Here is a 19,597-nt window from a genome sequence, read left to right on the forward strand (position 1 = left end):
GCGGCGGCCGGATCAGCGGACCGGTGGCACCGAGACCGTCATGACCATCTCCATCGGCACCTCGCCGTCGTTGCCGTACGTGTGCGGGAGATGCGCCTCGAAGGAGGCGCTCGCGCCCGCCGGTACGCGGTGCTCCTCCCCGTCCACGGTGAGCGTCAGCAGGCCGGCCGTGACGTGCAGGATCTCGACGGTGCCCACGGGGTGGGGGTCGGAGGGGCTGTGCTCCCCCGGCATCAGCCGCCAGTCCCACATCTCCAGCGGCCCGGGCGCCTCGGTGCCGGCCAGCAGCCTGCCGTGGCCGCCCGCCTCGCTGTGCCACATCCGCACGGCCTGGTCGGCGGGGACGACGCGGACCCGGGGGCCCTGCTCGTAGTCGAGGAGGGTGGGGAGGCTGACGCCGAGCGCGTCACCGATCTTGACGACCGTGCCGAGGCTGGGGTTGGTACGGGCCTGCTCGATCTGGATGAGCATGCCCCGGCTGACCCCCGCGCGGGCGGCGAGCGCCTCGAGGGTGAATCCCCGCTCGGCGCGCCAGCGCCTCACGTTGCGCGCGAGGGACTGGGTCAGCAGATCGAGGTCCGACACTCCGCCCCGTACTCCGTTCGCTCCGCCGTACCGCCGTCCGCCGTACCGCCACACCGCCGTGCTGTCCGGGTGCGCGGCCGCGTGCGACGCGGCTCGCCACGGCGGATCACCGTCGACCGCACCCTATCGTCCGCCCCACCGCATCCGAAGAGCCCGCCGTGCGCGGAGGCCCACCGCGCCCCGGGAGCCCGCGGCGCCCGGCGGCCCCGGTCAGGCCTCGGCCTCCGCCTCCAGCTCGGACAGGGCCAGCAACTGCTCCGGGGTGATCCCGTCGGGGATCGGCACCGGCGGGGGTGTGCGCAGCGGCGGCTGCCAGCCCTCCTCGGCCGTCCAGCGCCGCACCACCTTCGCGGGGGCACCCGCCACCACCGCGTGGTCGGGCACCGTGCCCCGCACGATCGCCCCGGCGGCCACCACCACGTTCCGGCCGATCCGGGCACCCGGGAGGATCACCGCACCGGTGCCGATCCAGCATCCGGGCCCGATCGACACGGGTTCCATGCGCGGCCACTGCTTGCCGATGGGCTCGTGCGGGTCGTCGTAGGAGTGGTTGGTGGACGTCACGTACACGTAGGGACCGACATAGCAGTCGCTGCCGATGGTCACCGTGGTGTCGGCGATGACATGGCTGCCGCGGCCGAGGACGACGCCGTCCCCGATCCGCAGGATGGGCTCGGGGCCGAGATCGAGGTCGGGCATCAGTCCGGCGGTGAGGGTGACCTGTTCGCCGACGATGCAGTAGGCGCCGAGGTGGATCCAGGGCTCGCCGAAGACCGTGCCCAGCGGGAAGGCGAGCCGGGTGCCGGTGCCCAGCGCGCCGAAGCGGAAGCGGCCGGGGCGCTCCGCGGTGACGGACCCGGTGCGCTGCGCCCAGGCCCAGCCCGCGTGGACGGCGCGCTGCGCGAGGCGGCTCCACCGGGACGCCTGCGTGTTCCTTCTGCTGGGCATCCGCTCACGGTACTCAGCACGGGCCTCGCTCACGGCCCCGCGGAGCTGTGATCTTCACCCCAGGAGGCGGGCCGGGGCATGGCGTACGGTGCCGGGTGACCCACGGCCGGGAGCGAGGAGACGGTGATGACGGACGGCGCGCTGATCAGGGGCATCGGCGGCAAGGAACCGAGGCTGGGCGAGGGGGTGTTCCTCGCCCCGACGGCCGCGGTGCTCGGTGACGTGACGCTGGGGGCGGGCGCGAGCGTCTGGTACGGGGCGGTGCTGCGGGCCGATGTCGAGGCCATCGCGGTCGGCGCGCTGAGCAATGTGCAGGACAACTGCACGTTGCACGCCGACCCCGGTTTCCCGGTGTCCATCGGCGAGCGGGTCTCCCTGGGGCACAACGCGGTGGTGCACGGGGCGACCGTGGAGGACGACTGCCTGATCGGCATGGGCGCCACCGTGCTCAACGGCGCGGTGATCGGGACGGGTTCGCTGGTCGCCGCGCAGGCGCTGGTCCCGCAGGGGATGCGGGTACCGCCGGGTTCGCTGGTGGCGGGGGTGCCGGCCAAGGTGAGGCGGCCGTTGACGGACGAGGAGCGGGAGGTCGTGACACTGAACGCCACGATGTACGCGGACCTCGCGAAGACCCACGGCGAGGCGGGCTGAGGACGCTCCCCTCGCCCTGAGGGGGGTCCTCGGCTCGGAGGCGGTTCCCGTCCCTGGGACGGTCCTCGGCTCGGAGGCGGTCCTCGCCGCGCGGGTGGTCCTCGCCCCGGCGGGGCGGGGGGTCAGTCGGTGGCCGGGACCGGTTCCGGCTCCTCCGCCGCCTCCGCCCGCTGGGCCGTCGCCTTCGCCGCGCGCCGCTTGACCAGCAGCATGGACGCGAGGCCCACCAGCGCGGCGGCGGCCAGGCCCAGGTAGGAGAACCGCTTGAGCCAGTCCTCGGCGACCACGCCGACGTAGTAGATGACCGCGGTCGTGCCGCCCGCCCAGGCGACCCCGCCCAGCAGGTTGGCGATCAGGAACTTCCAGTAGGGCATGTGCAGCACGCCGGCCAGGGGGCCGGCGAAGATGCGCAGCAGGGCGATGAACCGGCCGAAGAAGACCGCCCACATGCCCCATTTCTCGAAGGACCGCTCCGCGGTGGCGACATGTCCCTCGCCGAAGTGCCGGGGGAACTTCTTCCCGAGCCACGCGAGCAGGGGCCGTCCGCCCTTGCGGCCGATGGCGTAGCCGATGGAGTCGCCCACGACGGCGCCGACGGTCGCGCAGGCGCCGAGGATCACGGGGTTGATGTCGCCGTTCTGGGAGGAGAGCAGCGCCGCCGAGACGAGGACGATCTCGCCGGGCAGCGGGATGCCGAGGCTCTCCAGGCCGATGACCAGGGCCACCAGCGCGTAGATACTGGCCGCCGGCACCGTCTCTAGCCAGTCCTGGACGTGCACGCCGGATCCTCCCGTTTCCTGTCCCCTGAAGCCGCGCCCGGCGCACCGGCCGGACCCGTGTGCGCTCCCCCCTGCCGCTGCGCGAGCGCACCCGGGAAGCCTACCGGTTCGGCGTTCGAATCGCCGGTCCCGGCCGGTCCGCCGGGCGGGGTCCGGCGCCCGGCCGTCCCCCGCGCGCCCTCGGGGGCGCCGATGACACCCCCGTGCCGGCCCGCCCGTCAAGAGCGTGGCGTCAAGTCCCCCCGTACGTAGGCCCGTTGGGTGCTGGTGGGCGGGGAAGGGATCCCGGGGCCGGGCCCGGCGCGCCGTGCCCGGTGCCGCACACGGTCGGTCGTACGACATCGGAGGGAACCGTCTTCATGCAGTGGCGCATGCAGTGGCGCACGTCGAGGGAGTGCTCGCGTCTGCTGGTGGCAGGGGTGGCCGTCGCGTTGACGCTCTGCGTTCCCGGCCCCGCCGGGGGTCTCGCGTCCGCCTCGACGAGGGGGGCCGGGACGTCCGGTCCGCCCGGCGCGCGGCCGGTGGCGGGAGCCCCGACCACCGCGCGCGGGCTCGATCCGGGCGCCTACCCGTGGCGGGGCGACGGGCGGACCTGGGAGGCCGACGGGCACGGCTACTACGTGCGCTCCTGCGCGTCCTTCGCGGCCTGGGCGCTGCGTGCCGACGGCCGCCCCCGGCACCACTCCCCCGACTTCCTCGGCGACGCCCGTGCCTGGCGGGGCGCCACCACGGTCCGGACCCCGCGGGCCGGGGACATCGCCCAGTGGGACCCCGGCGCGGGCGGCGCGGGCCGCCGGGGGCACGTCGCCTATGTCGCCGCGTCCGAGGGCGGGCGGGTCACGCTGTACGAGTACAACTTCCGCAGTCCCGCGAACGGCCACCGCCCGCTTGCGCTGAACGTCCGCACCGTCCCGGCCGGGAATCCCAGCCGTTACCTGCGGTTCTGAGGAGCCGGCCCCGGCGGTCTCAGCCGCTGGGGCGCAGGGTCCACGCCACCGTCATCTCGCCGGTGACGGCGCCGTCCGCCCGCCGCAGCGCGACGGACACCGGGAACTCGGGGCGGCGGCCCGCGTCCAGCTCCGCGAGGACCTCGGCCGCGGGCCGGCCGAGGGTCGCGGTGGCGGTGACCCGGCCCATCGCCAGCCCGCGGTAGGCGATCTCGGCGCCGAGGGCGAGCGGTACGGCCCGCGTGAGCTGCTCCCCGAAGGCGGCCAGCACGACGGCCCCGCTCGCCGACTCGCCCAGCGTGAACATCGCTCCGGCATGCGGCCCGCCGACGTGGTTGTGGAAGTCGCTCCGGTCCGGAAGGGCCACCACGGCCCGCTCCGGGGTGGTCTCCAGGAACTCCAGCCGGAGGGTCCTGGCCATCGGCACGGCCACGGCGAGCATCTCGCCGACGGACATCCGGTCTGTGCTCATGCCGCCACGTTACCCACGAGTAGCCACGCCGGGCCAGACCCCCGGACACACCGATCCGGTACGGGCCCGACGAAGGGCAGTGACCGAAACGTGTCATGGGCAGCACTAAGGTGGCTCGCCATGTGGCCAGGACAGCAGCCGCCCGGGGGCGAGCAGAACCCGCAGGACCAGAACCCGAACCCGTACACCCAGCCGGGGTACCAGCAGCCGGGGTACCAGCAGCCGAACCCGTACGCGCAGCCCGGGTATCCGCAAGCGACACCCAACCCCTATACGCAGCCGACCCAGCCGGGGCAGCCGCAGTGGGGGGCTCCCACCCCTCCCGGCGGCTTCTCCCCGCCGGACGGCGGCGGCACGGGAGGCGGCGGCGGGAACCGCACGAAGATCGTGGCGATCGTCGCGGCCTGTGCCGTCGTCGTGGCCGCCGCCGTGACCGGGATCGTGGTCCTGGGCGGCGACAAGGACGACTCCGCGGACGGCAAGGACGGGAAGAAGGCGTCCACCAGCGCCTCGCCCGAGCCGGGGAAGTCGGCCGACGCGGAGAACAACCCGCGTGCCGGCGGCGAGGAGAAGGCCACGGTCAAGGGCTGGAAGGTGGACGTCAACCCCAAGTGGGGCGTCGCCTTCGACGTGCCGGCGGACTGGGAGGTCAAGTCGCCGAGCTACATCCAGGGGTTCGAGGACGAGAAGGGCCAGCCGTACATGGTGATGTCCGCGCCCTCCGTCCTCAAGGAGGAGTGGTGCACGGTCGACGAGGACAAGGACGGCCGCGAGGAGAGCACCTCCCTGGCCGCGGCGGGCGTCAAGGGCGCCAACGGCGCCAAGGACACCGACGAGGTCGCGCTGAACGCCTCCACCAACTGGGTCTACGCCGGGTACACGCAGCCCGACGAGAAGAGCCTGTCCCACGACAAGCCGAAGGCGTACACGACCGCCTCCGGCATCGAGGGCAGCTATACCTGGGCGCGCTCGAAGAACACGCCCACCAAGGGCAAGTGCGCGACCGACGGCAAGGCTCTCAGCTTCGGTTTCAAGAACTCCAACGGCGACTTCGTCTCCTGGACCCTCTACGGTGCCACCGGCGTGGACGAGGAGGTGTCCGAGGACACGATCATGAAGATCCTCAGCACCGTGCGCCTGCACGGCGAACCGACGAAGTCCTGATCACCCGGCCCCCGGCGCACGCCGGGGGCCCGCGGCCCGCCTCCGCGGTCCCCGCCTCCGCCGAGGCGGGGCCCCGGTTTGGCATCCGGCCCCCGCGGCGGCGATAGTCGGCCGGTGACCTCAGCCACCGCTCCCGAGCAGCACCCGGACTCCCCGGGACGCTCCCGCCGTCCCGCCTGGGCGGGGCGCAACTACAGCCTGCTGGCCGCCGCCGCGGTCGTCACCAATCTCGGAGGCAACGGGGCGCTCATCGCCGCCGCCTTCGCCGTGCTCGACACGGGCGGCGATGCCGGGGACGTGGGGCTCGTGGCGGCGGCACGCACCCTGCCGCTGGTGCTGTTCCTGCTGATCGGAGGCGCGGTCGCCGACCGGCTGCCCCGGCACCGGGTGATGGTCGCCGCGAACGCGCTCAACTGCCTGTCGCAGGCCGCTTTCGCCGTCCTGGTCCTGGCCGGGGAGCCCCGGCTGTGGCAGATGATGCTGCTCACCGCGCTCGGCGGCACCGGCCAGGCATTCTTCAACCCGGCCGCCGAGGGCATGCTGATGTCCTCGGTGCGCGGGGAGCAGGCGGGGCGCGCCTTCGCGGTGTTCCGGATGGCGATGCAGTCGGCGGCGGTCGGCGGCGCGGCCCTGGGCGGGGCGCTGGTCGCCGTGATCGGGCCCGGCTGGGTGCTCGCCGTCGACGCGGCGGCCTTCGCGGTGGCGGGGGGACTGCGTTCCTTCCTCGACGTCGGGCACATCCCGCCGCGCGAGCCGGGCGGCGGCCTGCTGGCCGATCTGCGGGAGGGCTGGCGGGAGTTCAGCGGGCGGCCGTGGCTGTGGGGGATCGTCGCGCAGTTCTCGATCGCCAACGCGGTGGTCGGCGCGGCCGACGCGGTCTACGGTCCGCTCGTGGCCGAGGAGCATCTCGGCGGGGCGGGGCCCTGGGGGCTCGCCCTCGGCGCGTTCGGCGCGGGCACGGTCGCCGGGGCGCTCGTGATGACCCGTTACCGGCCGCGCCGGCTGCTGCTCGTCGGCACCCTGTGCGTCTTCCCGCTCGCCCTGCCCTCCGCCGCCCTGGCGGTGCCGGTACCGGTCGGCGCGCTGTACGCGGTGATGTTCCTCACCGGGCTGTCCGTGGAGGTCTTCGGTGTCTCGTGGATGACCGCGCTGCACCAGGAGATACCGGAGGACAAGCTCTCGCGGGTCTCGGCCTACGACTGGTTCGGCTCGATCGCGATGCTCCCCCTCGCCACGGCGCTCGCCGGCCCGGCGGAGTCCGCCCTCGGCCGCCCGAACGCCCTGTGGGGCTGCGCCGCCGTCATCGTCCTCGTCACGGCGGCGGTGCTGTGCGTGCCCGAGGTCCGCACCCTGCGGCGCCGCACACCGAAGGCCCCTCTCCCGCGGCCGGCGGCGGCGCCGGGTCCGGTGCCGGGCACGGTGGCCGCCCCCGGCGCGGAGGCTCCCGTGGAAGCCCCCGGCGGCGGGACGACGGCCGCCGGGACGCAGGGCGCGCGGACCGGCACGGCCGAGGGCGCCTGAGGCTCCGGGGCGCGCGCCCCGGTCCCCGGTGGCACGGACGGCACGGTCAGCCGATGCCGAACGCGCCGTCGGGGGGCTCGGGGGACGGGACCGCCTCCGTGTCGTGGACCGGGCGGGCGGAGCCCATGAACACCCGCAGCGAGTCGCCGTGTTCGACGCGGGCGGGGAACGCGTCGGCGGCCGTGCGGCGGATCAGGGCGGCCGTGTCCGGGGGCCGGTGCGCGGCGTACAGGACCGCGTTGCCGAAGCGGCGGCCCCGCAGCACCCCGGGCTCCGCGATCAGTGCCAGTTCCCCGAACACCGTGCCGAGGGTGGCGAGCTGGGAGCGCAGGAAGGCGAAGGGGGTGGCGTCGGCGAGGTTGGCCAGGTACACCCCGTCGGCCCGCAGCACCCGCGCGGCGGCCCGGGCGTACTCGACGGAGGTGAGGTGCGCGGGGACGCGGGAGCCGCCGAAGACGTCGGCGACCAGCACGTCGGCCGAACCGGGCGGCGCGGCCTCCAGCCAGGCGCGGGCGTCCGCGTGGTGCGGGGTGATGTCCGCGCCGGCGGGCAGCGGCAGGTGGCCGAGGACGAGGTCGAGCAGCCCCCGGTCGGCCTCGACGACGTGCTGCCGGGAGCCCGGCCGGGTGGCCGCGACGTACCGGGGCAGGGTGAGCGCGCCCCCGCCGAGGTGCAGCACGTCCAGTGGCAGCCCCGGCCGCGCGAGCGTGTCCAGGGCGTGCCCGAGCCGCCTGGTGTACTCGAACTCCAGGTGCTCGGGGACGTCGAGGTCGACATAGGACTGGGGCGCCCCGTCGACGGTCAGCAGCCAGGCGCGCTCCCGGTCGATGTCGGGCATCAGCCGGGCGGTCCCGTGATCCACCTCCCGCACCACGGGTGTCGCATCGCTCACGGGACCATTGTGCGGCACGGGGGGAGCCCCGCGGGACGCCTGTGCGATTCGGGGGCGCCACGCGGGACGACGGTGCGGTACGGGGACGCCCCCTCGGGCACCCCCGTCCGGCTCACTCCACCGAGGTGACCGTCCCCGCTCCGACGGTGCGGCCGCCCTCGCGGATCGCGAAGCCGAGGCCGGCCTCCAGCGGGACGTCCCGGCCCAGCTCGACGGTCATGGTGACCGTCTCACCGGGCCGGGCGACGCCGGCCGCGCCGAGGTCGATGTCCCCGACCACGTCCGCGGTGCGGAGGTGGAACTGCGGCCGGTAGCCGCTCGACACGGCCGTCGCGCGCCCGCCCTCGCGGGCCGCGAGCAGGTGGACCCGCGCGGTGAAGCGGCGGCGCGGCCGCAGGCTGCCCGGCGCGGCGACCACGTCTCCGCGCCGCACCGCGTCCCGCGCCACCCCGCGCAGCAGCAGGGCCACGTTGTCCCCGGCCTGCGCCTCGGACATGGGCCGGCCGAAGGTCTCGACGCCGGTGACGACGGTCTCGACGCCGGCCCCGGGCACCTCGACCCGGTCACCGACCCGCACCGTGCCGCGCTCGACGGCGCCGGTGACGACCGTGCCGCGGCCGGTGATGGTGAGCACGTTCTCCACCGGCAGCAGGAACGGGGCGTCCAGGTACCGCTCGGGCACCGGCACGTAGGTGTCGACCGCGTCGAGCAGCGCCTGTACGGCCGCCGTCCAGCGCGGCTCGCCCTCCAGGGCGCGCAGCCCGGAGACCCGTACGACGGGCACGGAGTCGCCCGGGTAGCCGTGCGCGGTGAGCAGCTCGCGCACCTCCAGTTCCACGAGGTCGGCGAGGACCGCGTCCTCGCCGTCGACGGCGTCGGCCTTGTTGAGCGCGACGACGATGTGGTCGACGCCCACCTGCCGGGCGAGCAGCACGTGTTCGGCGGTCTGCGGCATGACCCCGTCGAGCGCGGAGACGACGAGGACGGCCCCGTCGAGCTGCGCGGCGCCGGTGACCATGTTCTTGACGTAGTCGGCGTGGCCCGGCATGTCGACGTGGGCGTAGTGCCGGGTGTCGGTCTCGTACTCGACGTGCGCCAGGTTGATGGTGATGCCGCGCGCGGCCTCCTCCGGGGCCCGGTCGATGCGGTCGAACGGCACATAGGCGGTGGTTCCGCCGCCGGTGCCGCGGTCGGCGAGGACCTTGGTGAGGGCCGCGGTGAGGGTCGTCTTGCCGTGGTCGACGTGGCCCATCGTGCCGATGTTGAGATGCGGCTTGGTGCGGACGTACGCCGTCTTGGACGTCCTGGACATGGGGGTACCTCGAGGTCTCTTCGATGGTGACGCGTGAACGGCCCGGGCGTGGCGCGGTGGGCACGCGGCCGGGACGGGGACCCCGAGGAAGTGGCCGACCCTCCCCCTGGGGGGTCCGCCGGACGTTCCGGGGAGGGTCAGCTTCGGGCGCCGCCGGGGGCGACCGTGGAGGCGTGAACGGCAGCCTTCGGCGCATCCGCGAGCGCGGATGCCGTGTAGGGGAAGGCGTGCCGGAACATGTCCCGATCATCCCCCGGTGTCCGGCCCCGGGTCGAATGGTTTTCGTGCCGCGCGCCGACGGGTCCGAGGGCGGGCGGCACCGGTGACACCGACGGGGCGGGCGGGCCCTCGGGGACCCGATCGGGCGCGGCCGGCCGGGGGCTGACGGGTGTTCAGCGCGGGACCCGTGAGATGGACCATACGGCGATCACATGTACGCGTCGGTTAGTGTCGCTGAATGCTCGATGCCGCCACCCGCTCTGGGGGCACCGCCACGGCCTCTCCCCGGGCCACCGCCACGGAGCTCACCGACGCCACGGCCCCGGCCGTCGCCGCGTCCTCGGTGGGCGCCCCGGTCGCCGCCGTCTCCCCCTCCCTCGCCGCCCGCTGCGGCAGGGCGCTGCTCTCGCCCTGGGCGCGACTGGCCCTGCTGGTGGCGCTGCTCGCGACGGCCGCCACCTGCGTGCTGCTGTTCGAACCGCAGAGACTGCTGACGCACGGCTGGCCACCGCAGCTCGGCGGTGCCGCGGCCGCCACGGTCTTCGCGGTGGCATACGGGCTCTGCACGGTCGCCTTCGTGCCGCGCCCGCTGCTCAACCTCGCCGCGGGTGCCCTGTTCGGCTCCCAGTTCGGCACGGGCAGCGCCCTGACGGGGACCGTGCTGGGGGCCGGGCTCGCCTTCGGCCTCGGCCGGCTGCTCGGGCAGGACGCGCTGCGTCCGCTGGTGCGCGGCCGCTGGCTGAAGGCGGCGGACGGGCAGCTCAGCCGGCACGGTTTCCGTTCGATGATGGCGGCCCGGCTCTTCCCCGGGGTGCCGTTCTGGGCGGCCAACTACTGCGCCGCCGTCTCCCGGATGCGCTCGACCTCGTTCCTGACCGCCACGGCACTCGGCTCGATCCCCAACACCGCCGCGTACGTCGTCGCCGGTGACCGTGCCTCCAGCCCCACCTCCCCCGCCTTCCTGATCGCCCTGGCCATCATCGCCGTCCCCGCGCTGGCGGCCACGGCCCTCGCCTGGCGCAAACGCCACCACCTGCGCGCGGGCTGACCCCTTCCGCGACTCCCCGCGCCTCCCGGCCGCAGGTCCGCGGGGCGCTGGGGCCGTCACGTACCGGCCCGTCACGTCGGGAAACCCCTGTGACCGGGCGTTCATTCAGGGGCGCTACGCTGCCACCCGACACACCCGAGCACCGTGTGCACGCCGGTCGTGTGCGCGCGGTCCTGCATGTTCGCGCCCCGCGGGCTCCTTCACGCCTCCTCTCTTCGCATCTCACCTCGTCACACCTCCCCTCTTCACGCCTCCGCACGATCAGCGCTTGGACTTCCTGCCGCCATGTCCTGGTTTGAATCCCTCGTCCTCGGACTCGTCCAGGGACTGACCGAGTTCCTTCCCGTCTCCTCCAGCGCCCATCTGCGGCTGACCGCGGCGTTCGCCGGCTGGACCGACCCGGGAGCGGCGTTCACCGCCATCACCCAGATCGGCACGGAGGCGGCGGTGCTGATCTACTTCCGCAAGGACATCGCCGCCATCCTGTCCGCGTGGACGCGTTCGCTCGTGGACAAGGAGCGACGGCACGATCCGGACGCCCGGATGGGCTGGCTGGTCATCGTCGGCTCGATCCCGATCGGCGTGCTCGGCGTGACGCTCAAGGACCAGATCGAGGGACCGTTCCGGGATCTGCGGGTCACCGCGACGATGCTCATCGCCATGGGCGTGGTCCTCGGCGTCGCCGACCGGCTCGCGGCGCGCGACGAGAAGGGCGGACGGCACCGGGCGCCCAAGCAGCGCAAGACACTGGAGAACCTGAACATCAAGGACGGCCTGATCTACGGCGTCTGCCAGGCGATGGCGCTGATCCCCGGTGTCTCGCGCTCCGGGGCGACGATCAGCGGCGGCCTGTTCCTCGGCTACCGGCGGGAGGCCGCGGCCAGGTACTCCTTCCTGCTGGCGGTTCCCGCCGTGCTGGCCTCCGGGGTGTTCGAACTCAAGGACGCGGCGGAGGGCGGGCACGTGACCTGGGGGCCGACGCTGTTCGCGACGGTGATCGCGTTCGTGTCCGGGTACGTGGTCATCTCGTGGTTCATGAAGTTCATCAGCTCGAAGTCCTTCATGCCCTTCGTCTGGTACCGCATCGCCCTCGGCATCCTGCTGTTCATGCTGGTCGGAGCCGGCGTGCTGGGCCCACACGCGGGCGAATCCGGCAGCTGAACCAGGGCCGGCCCTGGTTGTGGCCGATCTGGACATGGCCCCACGGTGGGGCCGAGGACACGGGCCGTGCCCCCGGGCGGCGGACCCGTCGGTACGGAAACCGGCGCCCCCTGCCGTCTCGGTGACATCTCGGCCGGCATCGCCGCAGGGCGCGGGCACCTCACTGGCTTGCTCCCGAGGGTCCACTGCAGCATCCGACCGCCTGGCGGGTTCACGATCCCGACATAGATTGTCACTACCGCTTCAGTTGCTCATACTGGACATAAGTCCTGTCCGCGAGGGGAGGAAAGGCGGCGCAGTATGAAGGACTCCTCCCAGGACACCGCTGCGCCCCCGCCCCCCTTGGACGGCATCGCGACAGCCGTGCTCGATGCGCACGGCTCCGTGCTCCACTGCTCCGACACGGCCGCGGCGCTAGTGGGCCGGACAGCCTCGGAGGTTCGCGGCCACACCGTGTTCCGGCTGCTCACCGATGCCTCGAAGCACGAGTGGCGACTCACGAGAGGCCCGGCAGGAGGTCGGGCAGCGCTGCGTCCCCGTGGCGGAGGCGCGGTCGAGGTCGCCTTCCGGATGCTTCCGTTCGACGGCGGGACCGGGTTTTTCGTGATCGCCGCACCCGCCCGCTGGGCGACCGACTGGGAGCAGGGAGGGGCTTTCCTGCACGCGCTGCTCGTCCAGGACCGGATCGGGATCAGCATCCGCGACAGGGATCTGACTGCCGTGCGGTCGAACATGACACCCGAGCTGTTCGACGGGCCCGCCTTCCCGCCCGGAAGCCGACTGACCGACGTGATGTCCGCTCTGGATGCCGAGGCGGTGCGGGCGGTGCTGCGTGGGCTGCTGGAGACGGGCGTGCCACTGGTCGGACATGAACAGCGCTTGCGCTCACCACAGATGTCAGGGCGGCAGTGGTACTTGGCCCTCACAAGTGTGCGTCTGCAGGACGCCCAGGGGAATGCGACCGGAGTCGCCACGCTGGTCAGTGACGCCACCGCGCAGCGTCGCTCTCGCCGGTACCTGGAGCTGGCCCATCGAGCCTCGGTCCGCATCAGCGCTTCTCTCGACGTCACTCGCACCGCCCAGGACCTGGTTGATGTGCTCGTTCCGGCCCTCGGTGAACTGGGGTGGGTGAATCTGGCGGAAGCCGTGCTGCGCGGCGACGAGCCGCCGAAGGTGGTCGGCGGAGGAGATCTTCAGCTGCGCCGGACCGCTGTCGCCTCGGCCGACGGACCCTGGCCCGGTGCTCTGCTGCAGCCGGGCACGGCAGTCCCGCCTTACAGGGGCACGGCGAACCTGTGGAATCTTCAGCATGGTGGAGCTGTCATCTACGACAGGGAGAGTTTTCTCGCTCTGCCCGCGGACCCGGATCTGGCCCGGGTGCTGGTCCCCGAGCACGGGCACTCCGCAGTGTCCGCCCCGCTGTTCGCTCGTGGCCTCATGCTCGGCTCCGTCACCATCTGGCGCACCGAGCAGTCGGATGCCTTCGATCAGGAGGACGCCGAGCTGCTGGCCGAGATCGCTTCCAGGGCCGCGCTGAGCGTGGACAATGCACGGCGCTACACGCGGGAGCACAATGCGGCCGTCAGCCTTCAGCAGCGCCTGCTTCCCCGCGCCACCACGGACACCCCGGCGGCAGAGACGGCCGGGCTCTACCTGCCCGCGGGTGGCGGCGCCGAGATCAGCGGCGACTGGTTCGACGCGATCCCGCTGCCTTCGCTGCGCACCGCCTTCGTCGTCGGTGACGTCATCGGCCACGGCCTGGCGGCCACCGCCACCATGGGGCGGCTGCGCACCGCTGTGCAGACTCTCGCCGACCTCGAACTGTCACCCGATGAAGTCCTCACCCATCTCGACGACCTCGTGAGTCGGCTCGCTGCCGAGGCCGACCCCGCCCAACAGGACACCGTGGGCTCAACGTGCCTGTACGCCGTCTACGATCCCGTCGACGGCCGCTGCACCCTGGCCAGCGCCGGCCATCCGCCCCCCGTTCTGATCGGTCCGGACGGCATCGGCCGTCTGCTCGACGCCACGCCCGGGCCTCCCTTGGGCGTCGGCGGCCTGCCCTTCGAGACCACGGTCGTCGACCTGGCCGCGGGCAGTGTCCTGGCCCTTTACACCGACGGCCTGATCCACCGTGGCGGCCTGGACCCCGATGTCGGCATGCGGCGGCTGGCCGACCGCCTCACGGAGCAGGCCCGTCGTGGTTCGTCACTCGATGCCCTCGGCCGTGCGCTGCTGGCGGATGACGCCGGCCCGTCGCGCGACGACATCGCGTTGCTGCTGGCCCGCACCCGGCTGCTGCCCGAGGAAGCCACCGCGACATGGGAGTTCCCCGCAGACCCCGCCGTTGTCGCCGACGCGCGCGAGGCCGCGACGCGCCAGTCGGCCGTCTGGGGACTGGATGACGCGACCATCTTCACCACGGAACTCATCGTCAGCGAACTGGTCACCAACGCCATCCGATACGCAAGCGGCCCCGTGGGCCTGCGGCTCATGCGGGAGACTGCTCTGATCTGCGAGGTGTCCGACTCCAGCAACACTCAGCCGCGCCTGCGCAGAGCACGCACCAGTGACGAGGGCGGTCGCGGTCTGTTTCTCGTAGCCCAGCTCAGCACACGCTGGGGCAGCCGGTACGGCCGGCACGGCAAGACCATCTGGGCAGAACAGGCCTTGCCCCCGACCCCGCCGCCCCCCTTTCCGACCTAGCAGTCCGCAGCGAACCTCAACCACTCCGAAGGCATTTCGTACAGCGCCGTCCCCGCCGACGGCCCTCTTGCCGTGGTGGCGGGCGGCACGTCCCACGGCAGATGCCCACCCCCGCCGAGGCGCCGCCTCACGTCGTCGACGGCGGCCCTGTCGTACCACGGACCACGAGTTCCGGAACCGGTGCGCGGAGCACCAGGTCAGCCAGGGGGGCTCCATCGATGTGGTCGAGCAGCATGGACGTGGCGGCGGCACCCGCCTCTTGCATCGGCATGCGTACGACTGTCACCGGCGGGCAGTACACCTCGGCCATCCAGGTGTCTTGGATGGCCACCACCGAGAGCTCCTCCGGAACGCGTATTCCGGCGCGGCTCGCCCAGGAGACAACGCCGAAAGCGGCGTTCACACTGGCCACCACCAGGCCGGTGGGAGGTGAGGGCGTACCCAGCAGTCGCTCCGCAGCGGCCATGCCCGCATCGGCCTCCCATCCCGCGGCGACGACGGCGGACTTGGCGACGGAGCGCCCGGCAGCGCGCATCGCGGCCCGAAAACCCGTGAACCTGCGGGCCGCCGCGTCATGCCGAACGGTTCCGCCGACGAATCCGAGGTGCTCGTGCCCGAGGTCGAGCAGATGCCGGGTGGCGATCCGCGCGGTTTCGACGTCGTCGAGAAGCACCGAACCGGTGCGGCCCTTCAGACGGGAGTTGAACAGTACGACGGGTACGTCGATGTCCAGGGTCGATGCCAGCATGCGGTCCGTGAAGTCCTCCCGCCGCTGGAGGACCACCCCATCGACCCGGCCCTTCCCTACGAGCGCGTCCAACTCGCGCTTTCCCGCCCGCGGGCCATCGAGCTGTCCCAGCAGCACGCTGACGGATCGTGAGGTCGCGACCTCGTCCACGCCGGCCAGCAAAGGCGCGAAGACGGCGTTGTTGACATCGGGAACGATCAACGCCAGGGCCCCGGCCCTGGACATGCGCAGGGCGCGGGCACGGTGGCTCGGGACGTACCCGATCTCCCCCGCGACAGCCAGGACCCGCTGACGCGTGTCGGGATGGATTCGGGCCTTGGCATCCGCGGTCAGCACGCGGGAGGCCACCGATACGGATACGCCCGCGGCCGCCGCGACGTCTTTGAGTCCTGCCATGGTCAGGGCATTCTACAAGTCGGCCGGACCCGGGACCGGTGGTCGGGACAGAGCCGAGAGAGCATCAGCGTGCGCCGAACTCCGCGGGACGCTTCTCCACGAAGGCCCGGATGCCTTCCCGCGCGTCAGCCGTGTTGAACAGGGCGTGCAGGTGCTGTTGTTCGGTCGTGAACCCGGCGGTGGTGGTGCACCCCACGGCGGCCTTGATCGCCGCGATCGCGTGGCCCGGTCCCCGCGCGAGCTCGTCGGCGATGTGCTGCGCGCGCAGGAGAGCGGTGCCGTCATCACTGACATGGGTGACAATGCCGAGTGCGTGGGCCCGTTCGCCGGAGATACGCGCACCCGTCATGATCATTTCCTTGGCGCGGTTGATTCCCACGTGCCGGGTCAGCCGCTGGGTGCCTCCCCAACCGGGCATCAGGCCCAGCGAGATTTCCGGCAGGCCGAACGAGGCTGTGGTGTCGGCCACCACCAGGTCGCAGCTCAGTACGACCTCGAAGCCCCCTCCCAGGGCCAGGCCGTGAACGGCGGCGATGACGGGGAGCCGGAGGCCGGCGATCGTGTCGCACATGACATTGGCACGGGTGGTGAACGCCTGGAACTCCTCGCTGTCGGCGCTCGCGTACTCGCCGATGTCGGCGCCCGCGGCGAAGGCCGGGCCGTTGCCGGTGATGATCACGGCGCGTACGGCCGGGTCGGCGTCGGCGTCGAGCAGCGCCGAGGTGACCAGCTGGAGCATCTCGGAGTTGAACGCGTTGTACTTGCGGGGCCGGTTCAACCGGATGGCCAGCGTCTGGTCGCGGATCTCGGTCAGGACGGGAAGATCCTCGGTCCTGGGCTTGCTCGTCTGCTCAGCCGGCACGGTGCAGCGCCCCCTTCTGCGCGAGGACATCGATTTCCTGCGCGGTGTAGCCCAGCGACTCCAGGACCGTCGCGGTATCGGCTCCGAGTGCGGGCGGTACGGCATGGACACCGGGGCGCTCTCCGTCATAGGTGACCGGGTGGCCCAGCACGCGGACCGTGCCCGCGTCGGGGTGTTCGAAGCTGACGATCGAACGGTTGTGGACCACCTGCGGATCCGTGACGACGTCGTCGTAGGTGTTGACCTGTGAGAACCAGATCTTGTGGGCGGTCAGCCGGGCGGTCCAGTCCGCGGTCGTCCGCCGGCGCATGTGCTTGGCGACTCGCGCGTTGACCTGCTCCCGGCGGGCGTAGGACTCGTCTTCTGCGATGTCGTCGAACCCCGGGTCGTCGAAGAGCGTGTGCAGGGCGGGGAGGCTGGTGAGGGAGATGCAGAGGTGGCTGTCCGCCGTCGCGAAGACGCCGTAGGGAGCCTTGTAGTACATGGACGAGACGCCGGAGGCGCTGCGTTCTCCCTTGAAACCGTTCAGATGGTAGGCGAGCGGTTCGATCTGCAGGTCGAGTGCCGCGTTCAGCAGGTTGCTCTCGACCTTGCAGCCCTCGCCCGTACGTTCGCGCCCCTGCAGGGCGGCCAGGATGCCCATGGCTCCGAGGACGGCGCCGTGCTGATCGACGAGCGACGCGCCCACCGGCGTGGGAGGCCCGTCGGCGGTCCCCGTGGCTGCGGCCAGCCCTGAGAGTGCCTGAATGAGGACGTCCTGGCCAGGCCGGTCACGGTAGGGCCCGTCGGGACCATAGCCCGAGAGGGAGCAGTAGACCAGCCGTGGGTTCAGGGACTTCAGCCGCTCGTATCCGAACCCCAGGCGGTCCATCGCGCCGGGCCGGAAGTTCTCGACCACCACGTCGGCGGTGGCCAGCAGTCTGTCGAGCGCCTCGCGCGACTCCGGCGCCTTGAGGTCGACCGCAATGCTCTTGGTGTTCCGGTTCCCGAGAAGGAAGAAGACGCTGGTGTCACCCAGGTACGCGTCGGGGCCCGACCAAGTCCGCTCGAAGGCACCGCTCGGTGGTTCGACCTTGATGACCTCGGCCCCGAGGTCGGCCAGTATCTGGCTCGTCGAGGGGCCCTGGAGGAAATGGGTGAAGCTCACGACGCGGAGACCCGAAAGCATGTGTTGTCCCATCTGAGGTGATGCGGCGTCCGGCTCTGACCGGCGCGGGGATGCCGACCCGACGGCTCTTCGGGCGCGGGCATCCGGGAGTGCGGGGTGCGGGGTGTGGCCCCCAGGACTTGTCTTCCCAAGGCGCCATGACAGTCGACGCGGAACCAAGTCGAAGCCAGGGACGAGCCGTGGCGACTTCGTTTCACACTAGACGGCGCACATTGGCCTCCGCAAGAGCATGCGCAATCGATTGTCTCCAGGCATTTCGCCGCGCTGCGCCCCGCTTTCCACTCTCGAGGCCGACAAGCCGCACCCACCTGCGCAATCGATTGCTCAGTGGTGCCGCCGCCGCGGACATCCGGCGTGGCCGGAGTCCTTCCCCACGGCTCCACGAAGCCGAGTCCGACTGTGCGCGTCGAGCCGCCCGAGGCCGCCGGCACAGGGTGCCTCAGCGCGCGGCCTCCATGGCCCCGAGTTGGAGCCGGAGAGCCAGTCGTACGCGCGGCGAGGAAAGATCCACCGGAGCCACTTCCCCAAGGCGCCGCATGCGGTAACGCAGCGTGTTGGGATGTATGCGCAGGGCGTGAGCGGCGCCTCTGGGGTCGCCGTGGAAGTCCAGCCACGCGGTGAGCGTCGCCAGGTGCGCGGTCCCGTGCTCCCTGTCATGGGCCGAGAGGGCTGCGAGCGGGCCGCCGAGCAGGCCCGCTTCGATCCGCGTTGCCGCCTGGGCCCGTTCCACCACGAGGGCGTCCCAGACGTCCTCCACCCGGAGGAGTCCACCGGACGCGGCGGCCGGCAGTCGGCCCGCCGTGACCAGCCGGCTCAGCTCGGCGGCCTCGCCACGCGAACGGGGAATCTCCTCGGGCGCGTGCGCCAGGCCGCCCATGACGGCGTACGAACTGCGGTCGTGCGGGGACGACTCGCCAAGGATGTTCCGCAGCCAGCGCACGGAACCCGGGCGAGGCGTCGTGGCAGAGTCGTTCCCGACATCGCTCACCAGGCAGTACAGAAGGCCGTCGAGCTCCACCGTGAGCGGCTGTTCCCAGCCGGCTCGACGGGCGACGGATTCCCAGACGAGGGCGTGCGCGCCCACGTCCCGCACCCCGTCCGGGGCGCCCAGGACGATGACGCGCCACGGGCCCGGCGGCAGCGCGGACGCCGCCTCCCGCTCCCCATGGCGCAGCACGGCGGACAGGCGGCCTTCCAGCATCCGGCGCCCCAGACCGGCGTCCGCGCGCAGGTGCAGCAGGTGCAGGGCGAGAGCGGACCCCACTCCTTCGAGTTCGCGCATACGTTCCGGAGGCACCGGCTTCTCGGCCACGGCCCAGATCGAACCGAGCCATTCGCCTCCTGCCCGAACGGGAATGATCAGCCGCGGCAGCAGGCCGTCCGGCCCTGGAGGAGTCAGCACCGGCTCGCTGGAACCGGCGAGCCGGCGGTAGACGCCGCGGGCTCTGAAGTGCGCGGTCACCTCGGCAGGCACCCGTCGGCCCACGATCGTCGAGACCCGCGCGGAGTCCGTGATCTCCTGGCGTGCGGAGTAGGCGAGAACGCGCGAGTGGGCGTCCTCCACGGTCACGGGGGCCTCGACGATGTCCGCTGCCGCATCCGCGAGGGCGAAGAGGGTGCCGCGCACACCCGCGGCGTCCGCGTCCGTTCCCGCCCCGCGGTCGATGACACTGCGCAGGAGCCAGACAGCGCCCGTCCATGACACGTGCGGTTGCAGCTCCACGAGGGCCAGGCCGAGGCGCTCGGCGATGTCGCCGATCCCCGAAGTCCTGATCACGGCGGCCTTCAACACGAGTCCTTCCGCTCCCGCCGCCGCAGCTCGTTCCGCGAGCTCCGCGGCCGCATGCGGGTGCGTGACGCCCACGCCCAGGACGAGATCGCCCGGCTGTCCCGCGCCCTCACCGGGCTCCGCCAGCACGACATCGCGGATCTCGGCGCCCGGCCCCGCGACGACCAGGCGCAGCAGTCCGGCACCGAGAGAGGTGACAAGGTCGGTGAGAGTGATCACGGCCGGCCCC

At 72.6% G+C, this 19,597-nt stretch carries 17 protein-coding genes; 7 read left to right on the plus strand and 10 right to left on the minus strand.

Features of this window, described 5'->3' with window-relative positions; genetic code table 11:
• Positions 1 to 12 precede the first annotated feature (12 nt).
• Together OHB09_RS04770 and OHB09_RS04775 are read right to left on the minus strand one after the other, a co-directional pair.
• Positions 13 to 585 carry a helix-turn-helix domain-containing protein gene (locus tag OHB09_RS04770; RefSeq protein WP_093597571.1) on the minus strand — a complete coding sequence of 191 codons (573 nt, stop codon included), beginning with the start codon at positions 583 to 585 and terminating at the stop codon, positions 13 to 15.
• A gap of 210 nt (positions 586 to 795) precedes the next feature.
• Positions 796 to 1,533 carry an acyltransferase gene (locus tag OHB09_RS04775; RefSeq protein WP_006144184.1) on the minus strand — a complete coding sequence of 246 codons (738 nt, stop codon included), beginning with the start codon at positions 1,531 to 1,533 and terminating at the stop codon, positions 796 to 798.
• A 126-nt stretch (positions 1,534 to 1,659) separates the two neighbouring features.
• On the opposite strand from OHB09_RS04775, the gene OHB09_RS04780 reads away from it, so the two are divergent.
• Complete coding sequence (locus OHB09_RS04780; protein WP_006144183.1) at positions 1,660 to 2,184, plus strand: gamma carbonic anhydrase family protein; 525 nt, start codon at positions 1,660 to 1,662, stop codon at positions 2,182 to 2,184.
• 122 nt (positions 2,185 to 2,306) lie between these two features.
• Here OHB09_RS04780 and OHB09_RS04785 read toward each other — a convergent pair whose 3' ends face one another.
• The gene (locus OHB09_RS04785) at positions 2,307 to 2,963 is read right to left on the minus strand and encodes a DedA family protein (RefSeq protein ID WP_234527164.1); all 657 of its coding nucleotides are present in this window, start codon (positions 2,961 to 2,963) and stop codon (positions 2,307 to 2,309) included.
• Positions 2,964 to 3,322: 359 nt separating this feature from the next.
• Here OHB09_RS04785 and OHB09_RS04790 point away from each other — a divergent pair, with 359 nt between their 5' ends.
• Positions 3,323 to 3,910 carry a CHAP domain-containing protein gene (locus tag OHB09_RS04790; protein ID WP_319117349.1) on the plus strand — a complete coding sequence of 196 codons (588 nt, stop codon included), beginning with the start codon at positions 3,323 to 3,325 and terminating at the stop codon, positions 3,908 to 3,910.
• A 19-nt stretch (positions 3,911 to 3,929) separates the two neighbouring features.
• Here the strand turns inward: OHB09_RS04790 and OHB09_RS04795 are convergent, their stop codons facing one another.
• Positions 3,930 to 4,367, minus strand: a complete 438-nt coding sequence (locus OHB09_RS04795; protein WP_167793171.1) for a DUF4442 domain-containing protein — start codon at positions 4,365 to 4,367, stop codon at positions 3,930 to 3,932.
• Between the two features lie 135 nt (positions 4,368 to 4,502).
• On the opposite strand from OHB09_RS04795, the gene OHB09_RS04800 reads away from it, so the two are divergent.
• Both OHB09_RS04800 and OHB09_RS04805 read left to right on the plus strand, forming a co-directional pair.
• Complete coding sequence (locus tag OHB09_RS04800; RefSeq protein ID WP_328921648.1) at positions 4,503 to 5,546, plus strand: chromosomal replication initiator protein DnaA; 1,044 nt, start codon at positions 4,503 to 4,505, stop codon at positions 5,544 to 5,546.
• Between the two features lie 114 nt (positions 5,547 to 5,660).
• On the plus strand, positions 5,661 to 7,067 hold the full coding sequence (locus OHB09_RS04805; RefSeq protein WP_191852707.1) for an MFS transporter: 1,407 nt from the start codon (positions 5,661 to 5,663) through the stop codon (positions 7,065 to 7,067).
• Positions 7,068 to 7,113: 46 nt separating this feature from the next.
• Here the strand turns inward: OHB09_RS04805 and OHB09_RS04810 are convergent, their stop codons facing one another.
• Entirely contained in the window at positions 7,114 to 7,959 is an 846-nt protein-coding gene (locus OHB09_RS04810) for a spermidine synthase (RefSeq protein ID WP_167793160.1), read from the minus strand.
• Positions 7,960 to 8,071: 112 nt separating this feature from the next.
• Entirely contained in the window at positions 8,072 to 9,271 is a 1,200-nt protein-coding gene (gene tuf, locus OHB09_RS04815; RefSeq protein WP_328921649.1) for an elongation factor Tu, read from the minus strand.
• 457 nt (positions 9,272 to 9,728) lie between these two features.
• Between tuf and OHB09_RS04820 the strand changes: the two genes are divergently transcribed.
• The 3 genes from OHB09_RS04820 to OHB09_RS04830 all read left to right on the plus strand — a co-directional run bounded on the left by OHB09_RS04820 (position 9,729) and on the right by OHB09_RS04830 (position 14,405).
• Entirely contained in the window at positions 9,729 to 10,538 is an 810-nt protein-coding gene (locus tag OHB09_RS04820; RefSeq protein ID WP_006144175.1) for a TVP38/TMEM64 family protein, read from the plus strand.
• Positions 10,539 to 10,823: 285 nt separating this feature from the next.
• The gene (locus OHB09_RS04825) at positions 10,824 to 11,699 is read left to right on the plus strand and encodes an undecaprenyl-diphosphate phosphatase (protein WP_093597551.1); all 876 of its coding nucleotides are present in this window, start codon (positions 10,824 to 10,826) and stop codon (positions 11,697 to 11,699) included.
• 300 nt (positions 11,700 to 11,999) lie between these two features.
• Positions 12,000 to 14,405 carry a SpoIIE family protein phosphatase gene (locus tag OHB09_RS04830; protein WP_328921650.1) on the plus strand — a complete coding sequence of 802 codons (2,406 nt, stop codon included), beginning with the start codon at positions 12,000 to 12,002 and terminating at the stop codon, positions 14,403 to 14,405.
• A gap of 127 nt (positions 14,406 to 14,532) precedes the next feature.
• Here the strand turns inward: OHB09_RS04830 and OHB09_RS04835 are convergent, their stop codons facing one another.
• The 4 genes from OHB09_RS04835 to OHB09_RS04850 form a co-directional block, all read right to left on the minus strand.
• The gene (locus OHB09_RS04835; protein WP_040897222.1) at positions 14,533 to 15,549 is read right to left on the minus strand and encodes a LacI family DNA-binding transcriptional regulator; all 1,017 of its coding nucleotides are present in this window, start codon (positions 15,547 to 15,549) and stop codon (positions 14,533 to 14,535) included.
• 64 nt (positions 15,550 to 15,613) lie between these two features.
• Complete coding sequence (locus OHB09_RS04840) at positions 15,614 to 16,411, minus strand: enoyl-CoA hydratase/isomerase family protein (RefSeq protein WP_328921651.1); 798 nt, start codon at positions 16,409 to 16,411, stop codon at positions 15,614 to 15,616.
• Positions 16,401 to 17,591, minus strand: coding sequence for a CaiB/BaiF CoA transferase family protein (locus OHB09_RS04845; protein WP_309486367.1), 1,191 nt, complete (start codon positions 17,589 to 17,591; stop codon positions 16,401 to 16,403). Before OHB09_RS04845 ends, OHB09_RS04840 begins: the two co-directional genes overlap by 11 nt.
• 427 nt (positions 17,592 to 18,018) lie before the next feature.
• The gene (locus OHB09_RS04850) at positions 18,019 to 19,587 is read right to left on the minus strand and encodes a PucR family transcriptional regulator (RefSeq protein WP_328921652.1); all 1,569 of its coding nucleotides are present in this window, start codon (positions 19,585 to 19,587) and stop codon (positions 18,019 to 18,021) included.
• Between the last annotated feature and the right edge of the window lie 10 nt (positions 19,588 to 19,597).

This window comes from Streptomyces griseoaurantiacus, assembly GCF_036189845.1.
Lineage (GTDB): Bacteria > Actinomycetota > Actinomycetes > Streptomycetales > Streptomycetaceae > Streptomyces > Streptomyces griseoaurantiacus.